At 73.2% G+C, this 15,411-nt stretch carries 15 protein-coding genes; 7 read left to right on the forward strand and 8 right to left on the reverse strand.

Annotation, left to right across the window (positions count from 1 at the left end; genetic code table 11):
- Window positions 1-6 precede the first annotated feature (6 nt).
- Genes K4S16_RS30455 through K4S16_RS30465 form a run of 3 tightly spaced genes read left to right on the forward strand, consistent with a single transcriptional unit; the run spans window position 7 to window position 2,977 of the window.
- Window positions 7-903: an LLM class F420-dependent oxidoreductase gene (locus K4S16_RS30455; protein ID WP_149262511.1), complete on the forward strand. Its 897-nt coding sequence runs from the start codon at window positions 7-9 to the stop codon at window positions 901-903.
- Window positions 900-1,364, forward strand: coding sequence for a nuclear transport factor 2 family protein (locus tag K4S16_RS30460; protein WP_149262512.1), 465 nt, complete (start codon window positions 900-902; stop codon window positions 1,362-1,364). The genes K4S16_RS30455 and K4S16_RS30460 overlap by 4 nt, the downstream gene beginning before the upstream one ends.
- A 23-nt stretch (window positions 1,365-1,387) precedes the next feature.
- Window positions 1,388-2,977 carry an AMP-binding protein gene (locus K4S16_RS30465; protein ID WP_149262513.1) on the forward strand — a complete coding sequence of 530 codons (1,590 nt, stop codon included), beginning with the start codon at window positions 1,388-1,390 and terminating at the stop codon, window positions 2,975-2,977.
- A 573-nt stretch (window positions 2,978-3,550) separates the two neighbouring features.
- Here K4S16_RS30465 and K4S16_RS30470 read toward each other — a convergent pair.
- From K4S16_RS30470 to K4S16_RS30485, 4 genes are read right to left on the reverse strand one after another with little or no spacing between them, the layout of a single operon-like run.
- Window positions 3,551-4,339: an SDR family oxidoreductase gene (locus K4S16_RS30470; RefSeq protein ID WP_149262514.1), complete on the reverse strand. Its 789-nt coding sequence runs from the start codon at window positions 4,337-4,339 to the stop codon at window positions 3,551-3,553.
- Window positions 4,336-5,142 carry an SDR family NAD(P)-dependent oxidoreductase gene (locus K4S16_RS30475; RefSeq protein WP_200842211.1) on the reverse strand — a complete coding sequence of 269 codons (807 nt, stop codon included), beginning with the start codon at window positions 5,140-5,142 and terminating at the stop codon, window positions 4,336-4,338. Before K4S16_RS30475 ends, K4S16_RS30470 begins: the two co-directional genes overlap by 4 nt.
- Entirely contained in the window at window positions 5,139-5,375 is a 237-nt protein-coding gene (locus K4S16_RS30480; protein WP_149262515.1) for a ferredoxin, read from the reverse strand. The genes K4S16_RS30475 and K4S16_RS30480 overlap by 4 nt, the downstream gene beginning before the upstream one ends.
- Window positions 5,372-6,529: a Rieske 2Fe-2S domain-containing protein gene (locus tag K4S16_RS30485; RefSeq protein WP_149262516.1), complete on the reverse strand. Its 1,158-nt coding sequence runs from the start codon at window positions 6,527-6,529 to the stop codon at window positions 5,372-5,374. Before K4S16_RS30485 ends, K4S16_RS30480 begins: the two co-directional genes overlap by 4 nt.
- A 143-nt stretch (window positions 6,530-6,672) precedes the next feature.
- Between K4S16_RS30485 and hsaA the strand changes: the two genes are divergently transcribed.
- The gene (gene hsaA, locus K4S16_RS30490; protein WP_149262517.1) at window positions 6,673-7,839 is read left to right on the forward strand and encodes a 3-hydroxy-9,10-secoandrosta-1,3,5(10)-triene-9,17-dione monooxygenase oxygenase subunit; all 1,167 of its coding nucleotides are present in this window, start codon (window positions 6,673-6,675) and stop codon (window positions 7,837-7,839) included.
- Window positions 7,840-7,880: 41 nt separating this feature from the next.
- On the opposite strand, the gene K4S16_RS30495 is transcribed toward hsaA, so the two are convergent.
- From K4S16_RS30495 to K4S16_RS30505, 3 genes are all read right to left on the reverse strand, one after another.
- Window positions 7,881-8,990, reverse strand: a complete 1,110-nt coding sequence (locus K4S16_RS30495) for a ferritin family protein (protein WP_149262518.1) — start codon at window positions 8,988-8,990, stop codon at window positions 7,881-7,883.
- 173 nt (window positions 8,991-9,163) lie between these two features.
- Window positions 9,164-10,330, reverse strand: coding sequence for a serine aminopeptidase domain-containing protein (locus K4S16_RS30500; RefSeq protein ID WP_149262519.1), 1,167 nt, complete (start codon window positions 10,328-10,330; stop codon window positions 9,164-9,166).
- On the reverse strand, window positions 10,327-11,847 hold the full coding sequence (locus tag K4S16_RS30505) for an FAD-binding protein (protein ID WP_149262520.1): 1,521 nt from the start codon (window positions 11,845-11,847) through the stop codon (window positions 10,327-10,329). The genes K4S16_RS30500 and K4S16_RS30505 overlap by 4 nt, the downstream gene beginning before the upstream one ends.
- Before the next feature lie 205 nt (window positions 11,848-12,052).
- On the opposite strand from K4S16_RS30505, the gene K4S16_RS30510 reads away from it, so the two are divergent.
- Genes K4S16_RS30510 through K4S16_RS30520 form a run of 3 tightly spaced genes read left to right on the forward strand, consistent with a single transcriptional unit; the run spans window position 12,053 to window position 14,306 of the window.
- A complete protein-coding gene (locus K4S16_RS30510; RefSeq protein ID WP_235037178.1) occupies window positions 12,053-12,715 on the forward strand; it encodes a TetR family transcriptional regulator in 663 nt (220 codons plus the stop codon).
- Window positions 12,716-12,763: 48 nt separating this feature from the next.
- A complete protein-coding gene (locus tag K4S16_RS30515) occupies window positions 12,764-13,513 on the forward strand; it encodes an SDR family NAD(P)-dependent oxidoreductase (RefSeq protein WP_149262522.1) in 750 nt (249 codons plus the stop codon).
- A 16-nt stretch (window positions 13,514-13,529) separates the two neighbouring features.
- Window positions 13,530-14,306, forward strand: coding sequence for an SDR family oxidoreductase (locus tag K4S16_RS30520; RefSeq protein ID WP_149262523.1), 777 nt, complete (start codon window positions 13,530-13,532; stop codon window positions 14,304-14,306).
- 70 nt (window positions 14,307-14,376) lie between these two features.
- On the opposite strand, the gene K4S16_RS30525 is transcribed toward K4S16_RS30520, so the two are convergent.
- Window positions 14,377-15,297, reverse strand: a complete 921-nt coding sequence (locus tag K4S16_RS30525) for a 3-oxoacyl-ACP reductase (protein ID WP_149262524.1) — start codon at window positions 15,295-15,297, stop codon at window positions 14,377-14,379.
- Window positions 15,298-15,411 lie beyond the last annotated feature (114 nt).

The following is a 15,411-nucleotide window of genomic DNA, read 5'->3' on the forward strand; positions in this document are numbered from 1 at the left end:
GCTCGCATGAGGTATTCCGTCCTGCTGCCAGTGGCGGCGGGCGTCACCGCCGACCCCGCGTGGGTCGGCGAGTACGCCCGGCACGCGGAGGCCTGCGGTTTCGAGTCGGTCGGCGCGGTCGAGCACGCGGTGGTGGCGAGCGGCTACAGCAGCGTCTACCCCTACGCCAGGTCGGGGCGGATGGAGCTGGCCGACGACGTCGACATCCCCGACCCGCTGGACCTGCTGGCGTTCCTCGCCGGCCGGACGAGCCGGATCGGCCTCGCCACCGGCGTGCTCGTCCTGCCGAACCACCACCCGGTGGTGCTGGCCAAGCGGCTCGCCACCGTCGACGCGCTGTCGGGCGGGCGGCTGCGGCTCGTCGTCGGCATGGGCTGGATGCGCGAGGAGATCGAGGCGTGCGGCGCCGACTTCGAGACGCGCGGCCGGCGCGGCGACGAGCAGCTCCGGGTGCTGCGCGCGCTGTGGGCCGGCACCGCGCCCGGGGGCGCCTCCCACGACGGGGAGTTCTTCCGGTTCGAGGGGGCGATGAGCTACCCGAAACCCGTCCAGAACGGCGGGATCCCCATCCACATCGGCGGCCACACCAGGGCCGCCGCGCGGCGCGCGGGCCGCTACGGCGACGGCCTCCAGCCGCTCGGCGTGAAGGGGGAGGAGCTGCGCGGGCTCGTGGCGCTGATGCGGGAGGAGGCCGAGAAGAACGGCCGCGACCCGGACGCGCTCGGACTCACCCTCGGCCATTCGCTGGCCGCGGTCACGCCGGAGAAGGCGGAGAAGCTGGCCGCGTTGGGCGCGGACCGGCTCGTCCTGAGCGGGGCGGTGACGGCGGATCTCGGCGAGGCCAAGGACGAGCTGTCCGCCTGCGCCGACCGCCTGGGCCTGTCGGGCGAAGGCCCGGCATGACGCTCGGGGCCGCCGACCGGACGGCGCTCGGCGACCTGGTCGCCCGGTACGCGCTGTACGCCGACCGCCGCGAGCTCGACGCCATGGCGGGCCTGTTCGCCGAGGACGCGGTCCTCGTCCTGCCCGACGCCCCCGGCGAGCTGGATCCGGTGCGGACCTTCACCGGACGCGCCGAGATCGCCGCGACGCTGTCGGCGCTGCGCGGCATCCCGGTGACCTTCCACGCGCTCGCCGGGGAGGTGTTCGACGCGGGGCCCGAGCCCGGCACCGCCACCGGCGAGATCGCCTGCGTCGCCCACCACCTGACCGAGGGCGCGGACGGCGCGACCCGGGACCTGGTCTGGCACTGCCGGTACACCGACGCCTACCGGCTGGACGGCGGGACCTGGCGGTTCGCCCGGCGCGAGCAGCGGATCGACTCGATCGAGACCCGTCCCGTCCGGAGGCGGCGCGACGGCTGAACGGGCCTGAGACAGGGAGAGGCATGCAGGAGCAGAAGACCGCCGTACTCGGCGACGACCGCCCGGCCCGCGAGCCCGCGTTCGCGGAGCTGGTGGCGGCGCGCGGCGACGACGACCGGACCGGCCTGTGCTTCGAGGACCGCTCCTGGACCTGGCGCGAGGTCGTCGCGGAGTCCCTGCGGCGGGCCTCGCTCGTCCGGGACCTGCCCGGCCACGTCGGCCTGTTCCTGGAGAACGGGCCCGAGCACCTGTTCTGGCTGCTGGGCGCGGCGCTCGCGGGCGTCCCGGTCGTGGAGCTGAACCCGACGCGGCGGGGCGCCGAGCTGGCCCGCGACATCGCCCACACCGACTGCGCGCTGCTGGTCACCGAGACGTCCCGCGCGCCGCTGCTCGACGGGCTCGCGGACGTCCCGTCCCTGGCGGTCGACACGCCCGCCCACGCCGAGCGCCTCGCCTCCGCCCGCCTGACCGCCCCCGCCCCGGTGGACCCCGACGCGATCTTCTCGCTGGTGTTCACGTCCGGGACGACGTCCGCGCCCAAGGCGGTGGTCTGCACGCAGCGCAGGCTGGGCCGGATCGCCGTCCAGCAGCGCGACCGGCGCGGCCTCACCCGCGACGACGTGTTCTACGTCGTCATGCCGATGTTCCACTCCAACGCCCTGATGGCGGGGATCGCGCCCGCCGTCGCCGCGGGCGGCCGCATCGTCCTGCGCCGCAGGTTCTCGGCCTCCGGCTTCCTGCCGGACGTGCGGCGCTACGGCGTCACGTTCTTCAACTACGTCGGCAAGCCGCTCAGCTACATCCTGGCCGTCCCCGAGCGGCCGGACGACGCCGACAACCCGCTGCGCATCGCGTTCGGCAACGAGGCGGCGCAGCGCGACATCGACGCGTTCGCCCGCCGCTTCGGCTGCACCGTCATCGACTCCTACGGGTCGAGCGAGGGGGAGATCCGCCTCAACCGCGTCCCGGGCACGCCGCCCGGATCGCTGGGCGTCGCCGAGGCGGGCACCGTCGTGATGGACCCCGGGACCCTGCGGGAGTGCCCGCGCGCCGAGTTCGACGCGAACGGGGTGCTGCTCAACGCGGACGAGGCCATCGGCGAGATCGTCGACACGATGGGCGCCGCCAAGTTCGAGGGCTACTACAACAACCCCGAGGCGACGGCGAGGCGCGTCCGCAACGGCTGGACCTGGTCGGGCGACCTCGCCTACCGCGACGCCGACGGCTACTGGTACTTCGCCGGCCGCGACGACGACTGGCTGCGCGTGGACGGCGAGAACTTCGCCGCCGCCCCCGTCGAGCGCCTCCTGGCCCGCTTCGAGCCCTTCACCGACGTGGCGGTCTACGCCGTCCCGGACGACCGCGTGGGCGACCAGGCGATGGCCGCCGTGACCCTGGCCCCGGGCCAGGCGTTCGACCCGTCCGCCTTCACGGCCTTCCTGGACGCGCAGCCCGACCTCGGCACGAAGTGGACGCCCCGCTACATCCGCATCGTCACCGAACTGCCCCGCACCCCCACCAACAAGGTCGTCAAGCGCACGCTCCGCGCCGAGGGCCGCGACACGCAGGACCCCGTCTACGAGCACCGCGACGGCACCTACGAACCCAGATGAGCGGACGAACCCCGCCGAGACGGGCTGGTCAAGGCAGCGGCGGGCGGCGTCGTCGCGTCGAGCAGTTCCTCGTGGCAATCGGAGGGCGACGCGTCGGGGGCGCCATTCCGGATGCCGGGCCTATCCGCGGATCATCTCAGTGGCGCCAATGACGAGAACGGCAACGCCCAATGCGGCAAAGACGGCCGCCGAACCACGCTGATACCACACGGCCTGGCGAGTGGTCTTGTGCTGCGCCCTGTTCCAGCGTATGCCTGCGAGCCAATCAGCGGCGCCACGGTAATTGAACACGACCGGTATGCACAAGGCGAGTGTGCCCAGGCCCCAGAGGACCGCGGCCAGGCCGCTGCCCGACTGTCCGGCGTGCGTCGCCCACGCTGTGCCCGAAATCACGGTCGCCCCCTGTTCGCAGGATCGAGGTGCGCCTCACGGAAGCTTGCAGCTGATTCTGAAGGGGTGTGAGAGGGGAAGACAAGTGAAATCCGATCGATGCCGGGCAGATCGACGGCGATGAGGCGGGCCTCGGGCGGCGCGGCGTCCATCACCCCCACTGGACGCGGGCCGCGGCGGGTGTCAGGACGGTTTCGGAAGCATTCGCTTCATCGCGGCGTGCGCCCCCGCGACGAGCTTCTCGCGAGGGAAGCCGGCGCGCTTGCGTGCCAGGTCGTAGTTGCCGCCCGCGACCCAGACCGGGCCGTCCGCCAGGTGTTCGAGGCCCTCGCGGGCGACGTCGTCGGGCTCGGCGACGTTCAGGCCCGGCATGTCCATGTTGAGGCCGGCGCGCTCCATCGCCGGGGTGCGGGTCACGCCGAGGACCAGTTCCAGGACGTCCACCCCGTGCTCGCGCATCTCCAGCCACAGCCCCTCGGCGAAGACGCGGCCGAACGCCTTCACCGCCGAGTAGATGCTGATCTGCGGCTGGCCCATGTAGCCGGCGAGGGAGCCGACCAGCAGGATGCCGCCGCGGCCCCGCTCCTTCATCAGCGCGCCGAAGTGGTGCGTCAGCGCGAGCTGCGCGGTGATGTTGAGGTCGATGACGCCCTGGAAGCGGTCCAGGCCGCCGGTGACGAACTCGTGGCCGTAGCTGTTCGCGCCCGCGTTGAAGACCAGCAGCCCGACCTCCAGGCCGTCGGTCACCTCGCGGACCGCCTTGACGGGGTCCGGGGCGACCAGGTCCAGTTCGAGGGTGCGCACCTCGACGCCCTTCGCGCGGACGGCCGCGGCCGTCTCCGCCAGCGGCCCCGGCTTGCGGGCGATCAGCACGAGGTTCAGGCCGGCGTCGGCGAGGCGGTGCGCGAAGGCCGCGCCGACGCCCTCCGAGCCGCCCGCGATGACGGCCCACGGGCCGTATCGGTCGATCATTGCTCTCCGTCCAGGTCCGGGGTCCAGGCGACGCCGTTGATGTGCGAGCCGCCGTCCGCGAACAGCGTGTTTCCGGTCAGGTAGCGGGCGTCCTCGGACGCCAGGAACACCGCCACGGGGGCGATGTCGGCCTCCGGGTCGCCGAGGCGGCCCATCGGGTTGGCCCGGTCGGCGGCCGCCTCGATCTCCGGGTGCGCGGCCGCCATCCGGCGGAACGCGGCGCTCTTGGCGCCCGGGCAGATCGCGTTGACGACGACGCCGGTCGGCGCCCACTCGCGGGCGGCCGTGCGGGTCAGCGTGCGGAGCGCCTCCTTGGCCGAGTTGTACTCGAGGGTCCCCATGTGGGCGTTCACGCCGTTCAGCGAGCACATGTTGATGACGCGGCCCCACCCGCGGGCCTTCATGTGCGGGAACGCGGCCTGCATCGCCCACAGCGGGCCGTAGTAGCCCGTCGCGAACCCGCGGGCGAGCTGCTCGTCGGTCTTGGCCTCCACCCGGCCCACCGTCCCGGCGCCCCAGGCGTTGTTGACCAGGACGTCCACCGAGCCCCACGTGTCGACGGCCGCGGCCACCATCGCGTGGACCTGCGCCTTGTCGGTGACGTCCGTCCGGACGAACCGGGCGTCCGCCCCGATCTCCGCGGCGACCCGCTCCCCGGACTCCGGGTCGAGCTCCGCGACGAGCACGCGGGCCCCCTCGGCGGCGAAGCGGCGGGCGATGCCGCGCCCGATGCCCTCGCCCGCGCCGGTCACGACCGCGACCCGCCCGGCCAGCCGGCCGCCCGCCACCGGACCGCCCGTCACTCGACCACCGTGATGGCGCCGTTCAGCGCGGCCTCCTGGATCGCCGAGCGGAGCGCCGGGCAGGTCGCGTGCGGGTCGTCCAGACCCGTGCACGCCTCCCTGGCCTCGGCGTTCCACTGGATGCTCGTCTGCTCCCAGCTCGACTTGCGCACCAGCACCTCGGCGGCGCAGCGGCGGCAGCTCACCGGCAGCAGCGGCCCGTCCAGGAGGCGCTCGTCCTGGCGGGTCGTCACGCCGACGCCCCCTCGGCCTCCCGGCGGGCCATGTTCGCGTCGACCTCCTTCTGCCAGGACTCCACCGGACGGGTCGTGTCGATCTCGTACTCGAACCGGTCGGTCATCTCCGGCGTGACGTCGGCGACGTCCACGTAGAACTGCTCGTACCAGCGGCGCAGCTGGTAGACGGGGCCGTCCTCCTCGCACAGCAGCGGGTTGTCGATGCGGGCCTTGTTCCGCCAGATCTCGATGTCCTGCTCGAAGCCGAGGAGGATGAACTCCGACAGCTTCTGCGCGGTCGCCTCGGCCGCCTCGGGCGGCAGCGCGTCGCTGTGCTGGACGATGATCCCCGAGTGCAGCGAGAACGAGTTCTCGTCGATCGGGTAGTGGCAGTTGATCAGGACCGAGTGCAGGTCGTACCCCTCGTAGTGGTACGTCAGCTCGTCGATCATGAAGGAGGGGCCGTGGTAGGACGCGACGGAGGTGTTGCCGAGCATCCGCGGCCCGCCGCCCCCGCCCTCCCGGCGCGCGTCCTCGCGCGTCCGGCCCTTCATGATCTGCGTGGCCGTGTGGCCCTCGAAGATGTTCTTGAAGTACGTCGGGAACGACTTGTGGATGTAGAAGAAGTGCGCCATGTCCACGACGTTGTCGATGACCTCGCGGGCGTTGGTGTGGACGACCGTCTCCGTCCAGCGCCAGTCGGTCCAGTCGTCGCGGGTGGCGCCCTCGATCACCGGGATCGTCACGTCCTCCGGCGGCTTGTTGCCCTCCGGGTCGTTCCAGACGAACAGCAGCTTGTCCTGCTCCATCGTCGGCCACGCGGCGGTGCGGGCCCGCAGCGGGACGCGGCGCGCGTAAGGGATCTTCTTGCAGCGGCCGTCGCCGCCCCAGCGCCAGTCGTGGAACGGGCACGCGATCTCGTTGCCCTTCACGGTGCCCTGGGACAGGTCCCCGCCCATGTGCCGGCAGTAGGCGTCCAGGACGTTCGTCTTGCCGTCCTCACCGGTGAAGACCACGAGCTTCTGCCCGAACGCGTCGACCGTGTGGGGCTTGCCGTCCCGGAACTTCTCGGCCAGCCCGAGGCAGTGCCATCCCCGGGCGAAACGGCGGTTGATCGCCTCCGCCTCGATGGCGCGGACGGCGTCCGACTCGGTTGCGGTCACGTGGATCATCCCTTCGGCGATGGACGGGTGATTCGAACGTTAGGTCGCAGGTCACCGTCCCGACCGCCGAGTCCCGGTGGCCGGGACGCGCGTCCCCGCGCCGACGCGCGACCATGGTCTCCTGCAATGGCCGTACTAGGAAAGGAGCGGGGATGAGCAACGAGGTCCTGGAGGCCGTGCGCGGACTGCTGCCCGGCATCGCCGAGCGGGCCCGGTCCGTGGACGAGAAGGGACGCATCCCCGCCGAGTCGATCCGGGAGCTGACCGCCGCCGGGGTGTTCCGGATGCTCCAGCCCACCCGGTACGGCGGCGCCGAGGACGACCCGGTCGCCTTCTACGAGGTGATCCGCGCGATCTCGGGGGCGTGCGGCTCGACCGGGTGGGTCGCCGCGGTGCTCGGCGTCCACTCCTGGCACCTCGGCCTGTTCGCCGACGAGGCGCAGCGCGAGGTGTGGGGCGCCGGCCCGGACACCCTCATCGCCTCCTCCTACGCCCCGATCGGCCGCCTCACCCCGGTGGACGGCGGTTACGAGGTGACGGGGCGCTGGTCGTTCTCGTCCGGCTGCGAGTTCGCCTCATGGGCGCTGCTCGGCGCGCTCGTCGTGGGCGCCGAGGGCCGCCCGGTCGACTTCATGACCGTCCTCGTCCCGCGCCGCGACTACGAGATCGCCGAGGTCTGGGACTCGATGGGCCTGCGCGGCACCGCCAGCGACGACATCGTGGTGGAGAAGGCGTTCGTACCGTCGCACCGCGCGATGCGCAACTTCGAGCAGGCCCAGCTCCGCAACCCCGGCCGCAAGGTCAACACGGGCCCGCTCTACCGCATGCCCTTCGGGACGATCTTCACCAGCACCGTCGCGGCCAGCGTCATCGGGATGGCGTCCGGCTGCCACGACCTGTACGTGGCCCGGATGCGCGACCGGATCCGCCTCAGCCTCGGCGGCGGCCGCTTCGTCGAGGACCAGTTCGCCCAGGTCGCCGTCGCCCGCGCCGCCTCGGAGATCGACGCGGCGATCCTGCAGACCGACCGCAACGTCCGCGAGATCCACGAGTACGCCGTCCGCAACGAGAAGATCCCGATGGAGCTGCGGCTGCGCGCCCGCCGCGACCAGGTCCGCGGCACCGAGCGCGCCATCGAGGCCATCGACATCCTCTTCAAGACCGCGGGCGGCAACTCCCTGCACCGCGGCAACGTCATCGAGCGCGCCTGGCGCGACGCCCACGCCGGCAGCGTCCACGTCGCCAATGACGTCGAACACGCCCTGTCCATGTACGGACGGGGCGAGTTCGGGCTCAAGGTGGAGGACAACCTGGTCTGACACCCGGCGCACGCCCTCGGGGGGCGTGCGCCGGGGCCGTGTCAGAAGTCGGCGCCCATCATGTGGTGCTGGCTCTGCTGGCTCTGCTGGCCGTGCTGGCCGTGCTGGCCGTGGTGCTGGCCGTGCTGGCCGTGCTGGCCGTGCTCCTCGTGCTTGCCGTGGTGACCGTGGTGGTGGAGGTGCTTGAGCGCGTACGCGAACGCGCGGGCGTGGGCGGCCTCGTCACCGGCGATCTCGGTGAAGAGGGCCGCGGCCCGGTAGGCGCGCTCCTCGCGGGCGGTGCGGGCGAAGCCCGGGTACATCTTCGTGGCCTCGTAGGTCTCGCCGGCGATGCTCTTGCGCAGGTTCTCCCTGGTGCGGTGGACGTACCCGGCGAGGTTCGCCAGCTCGGCGAAGTGCTCGGTGAGTTCGACCGCGGCGGTCCGCTCGAAGAGCTGGGCGAGCTTCGGGCTGCGGGCCCTGGCGTGCTCGGCGTAGAGCGTGTAGCTCGCGTTCGCGAACGACTCGCCGCGCAGGGCCGTCTCCAGGTTGCGGAGCGTCCTCGCCGAGTGCACCTTCGGCTTGCCCGCGACGACCTTGACGGGGTCGACGGTCGGGCCCTCCGGGATCTCCCCGCGGTGATGCGTGATCGCGTAGAGCGCCTTCGCGAAGTTGCGGGCGTGCGACCTCTCGTCACCCGCGAGCTCGGTGAACAGGCGGGCGGCGTTGTAGTCCTTGTCCTCCCGCGCCTCCTTGGCGAACCGCGGGTAGGTGCGGGTGGCCTCCTCCATCTCGCCCGCGATGCTCCTGCGCAGGTTGGCGGCGTCGTCGCGGACGTAGTGGATGAGCTGCGCCTCCTTGGTGAAGTGGTCGTGGAGCTCGGTGTGCGCGGTCTTCGCGAACAGTGCGCGCACCTTGGGCAGATGCTCGTACCCGGCCTGCTCGCCGTAGAAGTGGTAGCTCGCATGCGCCAGGGCCTCGCCGCGCATCGCGGTGAGGGTGTTCTCGATGGTCCTGCGCCAGGCGATCGCCGTGGAGGTGGACGGCGACTCCGCGGCCGAGGCGGACGGCGGCTCCTTGGCCGAGGCGGTCGTCGCGGGGACGAGGGTCCCGATCAGCATCGCCGCTCCCGCGAGGCCGGCGCAGGTCCGGGTGAGCCCTGAGGTGGTCATCTTCTTCCTCTCAGACGGTCGTTCACTCCATGCAGTCGGACAATTACTACATGTAGTGAGCGGCGGTCATAAGCACCACCCGAATCGGGCCCATAGAGGGTCAAGTTGCTGGCTCGGGCGCGGTACCGCCCGCGGTCCAGTGGACGGAACCGCGGACGGGACCGCGCGTGCGCTCAGCAGGTCGTGGACGGTGTCTCGCCCCTGCGGACGGCCTGGGCGAACGCCAGCGACGCCTCGAAGGACGCGGTGACGCCGCCCCGGTGGTCGGCGCCCTCGAACGTCCGGTAGGCGACGGTCCCGTAGCGCTTGCACAGGTCGGTGACGATGTTCCGCGTCGCGGCGGGGGAGACCTCGCGGTCGGCGGTGCCCTGGACGACCAGCGTCGGGACCTTCAGGGTCAGGCCCAGCGCCTCCTGCGAGTCGTAGTAGCTCTCGAACCGCGTCAGGTCGGCGTCCGGGCGGAAGACTTTGTCGAGCGGCAGGCTCGCGCCGAGCTGCCGCAGCTGCGCGAGGCAGGCGTTCGTCCGGCCCGCCTTGGCGACCGACGCGGCCTCGGGGGTCAGGAGGTCCTCGGGCGGCATCGACGGGTCGGCCGCATAGGCGCCGTTCAGCAGGACGAACAGGAACGGCAGCGCGGTCTCCGCCCCCGGGTACTGCGCCCTGACGTACTGCGCGGTCTGGCTCATGTTCGAGCCGGGCGCGATCGACACCGCGCCCCTGAGCCGGATGTCGCGGGGCTTCTGACCGGCCGCCGCCGTGTAGAGCGCGGCCTGCCCGCCCTGGCTGTGTCCGGCGACGAACCAGTCGCGTCCGATGCGGCGGTCGGCGCTGCGGGCCGCGCGGACGATGTCGGTCACGGTGTTCGCCTCGCCGGCCCCGTTCATGTACGGGTGCCCGCCGGGCGTGCCGAGGCCCTCGTAGTCGGTCTGGACGACGGCGAAGCCGTTCGCGACCCACCTGTCCAGGTACGACTCGGTGATCGACAGGTAGTCGTGGGCCGGACCGCCGGCCGTGTCCGCGGACGGGGCGCAGGCGTCGGCCGTCCCGGTGGTGCCGTGCGCCCAGCTCAGCACCGGCCAGCCGCCGCGCGGCGGGGTGCCCTTCGGGACGGCGACCGTTCCCGACACCGTGATCCGCTTCCCGCCCACGCCCTCGGAGACGTAGGTGACGAACCGGTTGGCGGACGCGCTGGGCAGCGCCGCCGCGTTCGCCAGCGGCCGGACGCCGACCAGCGTCCCGCGCTTCGCCGGAGCGGCCTGCGCGGGCGCGGCGGCGACCCCCGCCAGCGCGACCCCGGCCAGCGCGGCGGCCGCGACGGCGGCCCTTCCGGTGGATCTCACGTGTGGTTCCTCCTGATGTCCTGGACGGCGCGGTAGGCGAAGGCCATGGCCGACCCGATCGGCACGCCGGGCCCCGGGTAGACGGGGCCCGTGAACGAGGCGCTGGTGTTGCCGGCGGCGTAGAGGCCGGCGATGGGGCGGTCCGAGCCGTCCAGGACCCGGGCGTCGGCGTCGGTGCGCAGCCCGCCCTTCGTCCCGAGGTCGCTGAGGACGACCCGCGCCGCGAGGTAAGGCTGCCGGTCGAGGGGCACGACGCACGGCCCGCCGCCGGAGAAGTACAGGTCGTAGGCGTCCTCGCCGCGGTGGAAGTCCTCGTCGGCGCCCTTGGCGGCGAAGCCGTTGAACCGCTCGACCGTGCCGGTGAGCGCGTCCGCCGGGACCCCGATCATCCCGGCCAGCTCGTCGAGCCGGTCCGCCCGGACCCAGGCGCCCGAGGCGAGCTGCTCGTCCGCCCGCAGCGGCGGGACGGAGACCGCCGGCAGGCCGTCCGACCGCGAGTCCCAGACCAGGTGGAACGGTCCCTCGGCGGCGGCCATCCGGCGGCCCATCCGGTCGTAGGGGAGGGACTCGTTGGCGAACCGGCGGCCCGCGGCGTCCACGATCAGCCCGCCGCGGAACCCGAGCGTGAACGCGGGCCCGCCGTCGGGGGTGACGAGGCCGGGGCAGAACCACGCCTGGTCGAGCAGGCCGGTGGAGGCGCCGATCCGGACGGCGGCCTCGATCGCGTCGCCGGTGTTCGCGCCGTCGGGGGCCATCGTCCAGCCCGCGCCGCCCGGCACGCCGTGCTCGGCCCGCAGCGCGGCGGACGCCTCGAACCCGCCCGCCGCCAGCAGGACGCCGCGCCGGGCCCGCAGCCGCACCGGGCCGTCCGCCGTCATCGCCGCGACCCCGGCCACCCGGCCGTCCTCGACGACCAGGTCCGTCAGGGCGGTGCCGGTGCGGACCTCCCCGGCGCCGGTCGCGGTGAACGCCAGCAGCAGCCGCCCGATCAGCGCCCGGCCCTGCGCCAGCGGCCTGGACGCGGAGTGCCCCCGGCCCGCCCTGTCCCGGTCGACCGGCGGCCGGACGAGCCCCGCCAGCTCCCCGAGCCGCTCGGACGGCAGCTCCACCGGGACGAACGACCGCCCCATGTCGAGGCGTCCCGGCGCGTCGAAGTAGTCGGGGAACGCCTGGAACCGGAACTCGATCGCCGGGTCGCCCTCCAGGAAATCCACCAGCTCGGGAGCCGTCTCCAGGAACGCCTCGCGGCGCTCCTCCTCGGCGTCGCCCAGCAGCGCGCGCAGGTAGGCCCGCGCGCCCTCGGTCGAGTCGGCGAGCCCGGCGCGCTCCTGCACCCGCGTCCCCGGCAGCCAGATCGCCGCGCCCGAGTACGCGGACGTCCCGCCGAGCAGGCCCGTCTTCTCCAGGACGGCGGTGCGCAGCCCTCCCGACGCGGCGGCGAGCGCGCCCGCCATCGCCCCGGCCCCGGAGCCGGCCACCACCACGTCGTACTCGTCGTCCCACCCGGCTCGTCCCATGTGGCAGCCCCTCCGACCTCGGGATCTCGGCGCGGCACACCGTAGAGCGCGGCCCGCGCCGGGAGGGGCGGACGGTCCCACTGACCGGTACGGACGTTCGCGGGGACGGCCGGGAGCCCGGATATTGTTCCCTGTCAGGACGGGAACAGCAGGACGGGACCGGCGGGACGAGACCGGCCGGACACGAGGGGACCGGGGGAGGACCGTGGCGAGGATCGCAGCGGGCAGGCTGTCCGCCGAGCCGAGCTCGCCGGAGCAGCACGACCGGCGCGAGCGCATCCTGCGCGCCGCGTCCCGCATCGGCGCCGAGAAGTCCCTCGAACGCGTCCAGATGCACGAGGTCGCGAAGGCCGCCGGGGTCGCGATCGGCACCCTGTACCGGTACTTCCCGTCCAAGGTCCACCTGTTCACCGCGGTGATGGCCAAGCAGGTCGACCGGCTCCGCGACCAGGTCACCGAGCCCGCGCCCGGCACGAGCCCCGAGGACGCGGTCGCCGACCTGCTGGTGCAGGCCAGCCGCCACCTCATGGCGCAGCCCGTGCTGTCGACGTCGATGCTGCACGCGTCCAACACCGCGCACGTCGCGACCGTCGCCGACACCGTCTACATCGACAACACGTTCCGGGAGATCCTGCTGCGGGCGGTGGGGATCGAGGTGCCGACCGCGCAGGACGTCACGCTCGTCCGGCTGCTGATGCAGTGCTGGTACGGCGTGCTCCAGTCGAGCCTGAACGGCCGCGCGTCCATGGCCGACGTCGAGAGCGACATCCGCCTGGCCTGCAAGCTGCTGCTCGCGCCCCGCTCGAACGCCCCGGGAGGCGGCGGCACGGGCGGCGCGCCGGACGGCGGGACCGACGCCTCCCGGTGATCGGGATGGTCCCGGCGGACGGCCCGCGACGGCGGCTAGCGTGCCGCCATGAATCGCTTTGACGGCGTGAAAGTGCTGCTCACCGGGGCCGCGTCGGGCATCGGGCGGGCCACCGCGATCCGCCTGGCCGCCGAGGGCGCCGCGGTTTACGCCGTGGACGTCTCCGAGCCCGGCCTCGCCGAGACGGCCGCCGCGGCGGGCGGCCCCGGCACCGTCGCCACCCGCGTGGCGGACGTGACCGACGAGGCCGCCGTGGTCGCGGCCGTGGCGGGCGCGGCGGAGACGCTCGGCGGCATCGACGTCCTCGTCAATGTGGCGGGCGTCCACAAGACCACCCCGATCGAGACCCTCACGGTCGACGACCTGCACCGGATGTTCTCCGTCAACCTGGTCGGCACCGCCCTGTTCTGCCGCGAGGCGCTCAAGCACCTCCCCGACCGCACCGGCGTGATCGTCAACACCGCCTCGCTGGCGGCGACCCAGGGCAACCCGTTCATGACGGCGTACGCGGCGTCCAAGGGCGCCGTGCTGGCGTTCTCGCTGAGCCTCGCCGCCGAGCTGGCCGCCCGCCGCATCCGCGTCGTGCCGATCTCCCCGGGCGCCGTCGACACCCCGCTCACCAGGGCGCCGGGCATGTTCCCCGACGGGCTGGACCTCACCTACTTCAGCAAGATCCGTTCCTACTACGGCGCGGCCGAGCCCGAGCACATCGCGGCGGCGATAGCGTTCGCGGCCTCGTCCGACGCCGCCTACTTCACCGGGGCCGACCTCCGCGTCGACGGCGGCGCCCACACCTGAGAGGGGAAACCCCACCATGGCACGCACCATCGCCGTCAGCGGCTCGGCGTCCGGCATCGGCGAGTCCCTCGCCGGGATGCTCCGCGACGCGGGGGAGACCGTCATCGGGATCGACCGCCACGACGCGGACGTCTGCGCCGACCTCAGCGTCCCCGACGGCCGCGCGAGCGCGGTCGCGGAGACCCTGGAGAAGGCGGGCGGGCGGCTCGACGCCGTCGTGGCCTGCGCCGGCGTCTCCGACTTCACGGTCATGCCGGTCAAGGTGAACTTCTTCGGCGTCGTCGGGCTGCTGGACGGGCTGCGTCCCGCGCTGGCGAAGGCCGAGGCGCCGCGCGCCGCCGTGGTCGGCTCGATCTCCGGCACCCACCCGGTGGACGACGACACCGTCCGCGCCTGCCTGGAGCTGGACGAGCCGGCGGCGATCGCGGCGGCGACGAAGGTCGAGGAGAGCGGCGCCGGCGGCCGGCTCTACCCGTCGTCGAAGTCGGCGCTGGCGCAGTGGATGCGCCGGGTCTGCGCCACCCCCGAGTGGGCGGGCGCGGGCATCCCGCTGAACGCGATCGCGCCGGGCGTCGTCAAGACGCCGATGACCGTCCCGCTGTTCGAGGACGAGGGCATGTTCGAGATCATGAAGGAGGCCGTCCCGATGCCGCTGAACGGCTTCGCCGGCCCCGAAGTGATCGCGGAGGCGCTGCGCTGGCTGATCTCCCCGGTCAACACCCACATGACCGGCCAGGTCATCTACGTGGACGGCGGCGCCGAGGCCACCCTCCGCGGCCCGGACGTTTTCTGAGCGCGACCGCCCGCGTGGAATACCGGTGGCCGCCCCTCGCGCCGAGGGCGGCCACCGGCGTTCGGGGGCATCAGTACTTGCTGGTGCCGGTGTTGTCGAGCGAGGCGACGCTGTAGGCGGCGTAGGTCCGGTGCGCGTCCCGCCCCTCGAAGTACGGGGTGATCTGCTCGCCGAGCTCCTCGACGGAGAAGACGCCCTCCGCGGCGGTGAACTTGTGCTCCACGGTCGGCGCGGCCATCAGCGCGACCATGTCGCCGTACACGACGAACACCTGCCCGCTGATCTTCTCCGCCGCCGGGGACGCGAGGTAGCCGACGAACGTCCCGACCCGCTCGGGCGCCATGGAGTCGAGCCCGCCGGGGGAGGTGCCCTCGGCGAACGTCGCCTCGGTCATCGCCGTCCGGGCGCGGGGGCAGATCGCGTTGGCGCGCACCCCGTACCGGCCGAGGCCCGCCGCCGTCGACAGGGTGAGGGCGACGATGCCGGCCTTCGCCGCCGAGTAGTTCGGCTGGCCCGCCGACCCGAACAGGAACGCCTCCGACGCGGTGTTGATCACCCGTCCGTAGACCGGACCGCCCGCGGCCTTGCTCGCGGCGCGCCAGTGCACGGCGGCGGCCCGCGACACCGACGCGTGGCCCTTCAGGTGGACGTGGATGACGTCGTCCCAGTCCGACTCCGACAGGTTGAACAGCATCTTGTCGCGCAGCACGCCCGCGTTGTTGACCACCACGTCCAGCGAGCCGAACGTGTCGACGGCGGCCGACACCAGCGTGTCGCCCATCGACCAGTCGCCGACGTCCCCGGTCACCGCGACGGCCTGGCCGCCCGCCTGCTTGATCTCGGCGACGACCTCCTCGGCGGCCGGGCCCATGTCGTTGACGACGACGTTGGCGCCCCGCGCGGCCAGGGCGAGGGCCTCGCAGCGGCCCAGCCCCGCGCCCGCGCCGGTGACGACGGCGGTGCGGCCCGCCAGGGAGAGGTCAGCGTTCATCCGGAGCCTCCGGGGTCGGTGTTCGGGATCGTCCGCCGGGGAGGCTAGTACGTATTCTAGTTTCGCCGCCGGAGGCGTCCCGCTGAGCGGATGTCCGCAGGTAGTGCGAGTGGC

Source organism: Actinomadura sp. K4S16 (assembly GCF_008327685.1).
In the GTDB taxonomy this organism is placed as follows: domain Bacteria; phylum Actinomycetota; class Actinomycetes; order Streptosporangiales; family Streptosporangiaceae; genus Spirillospora.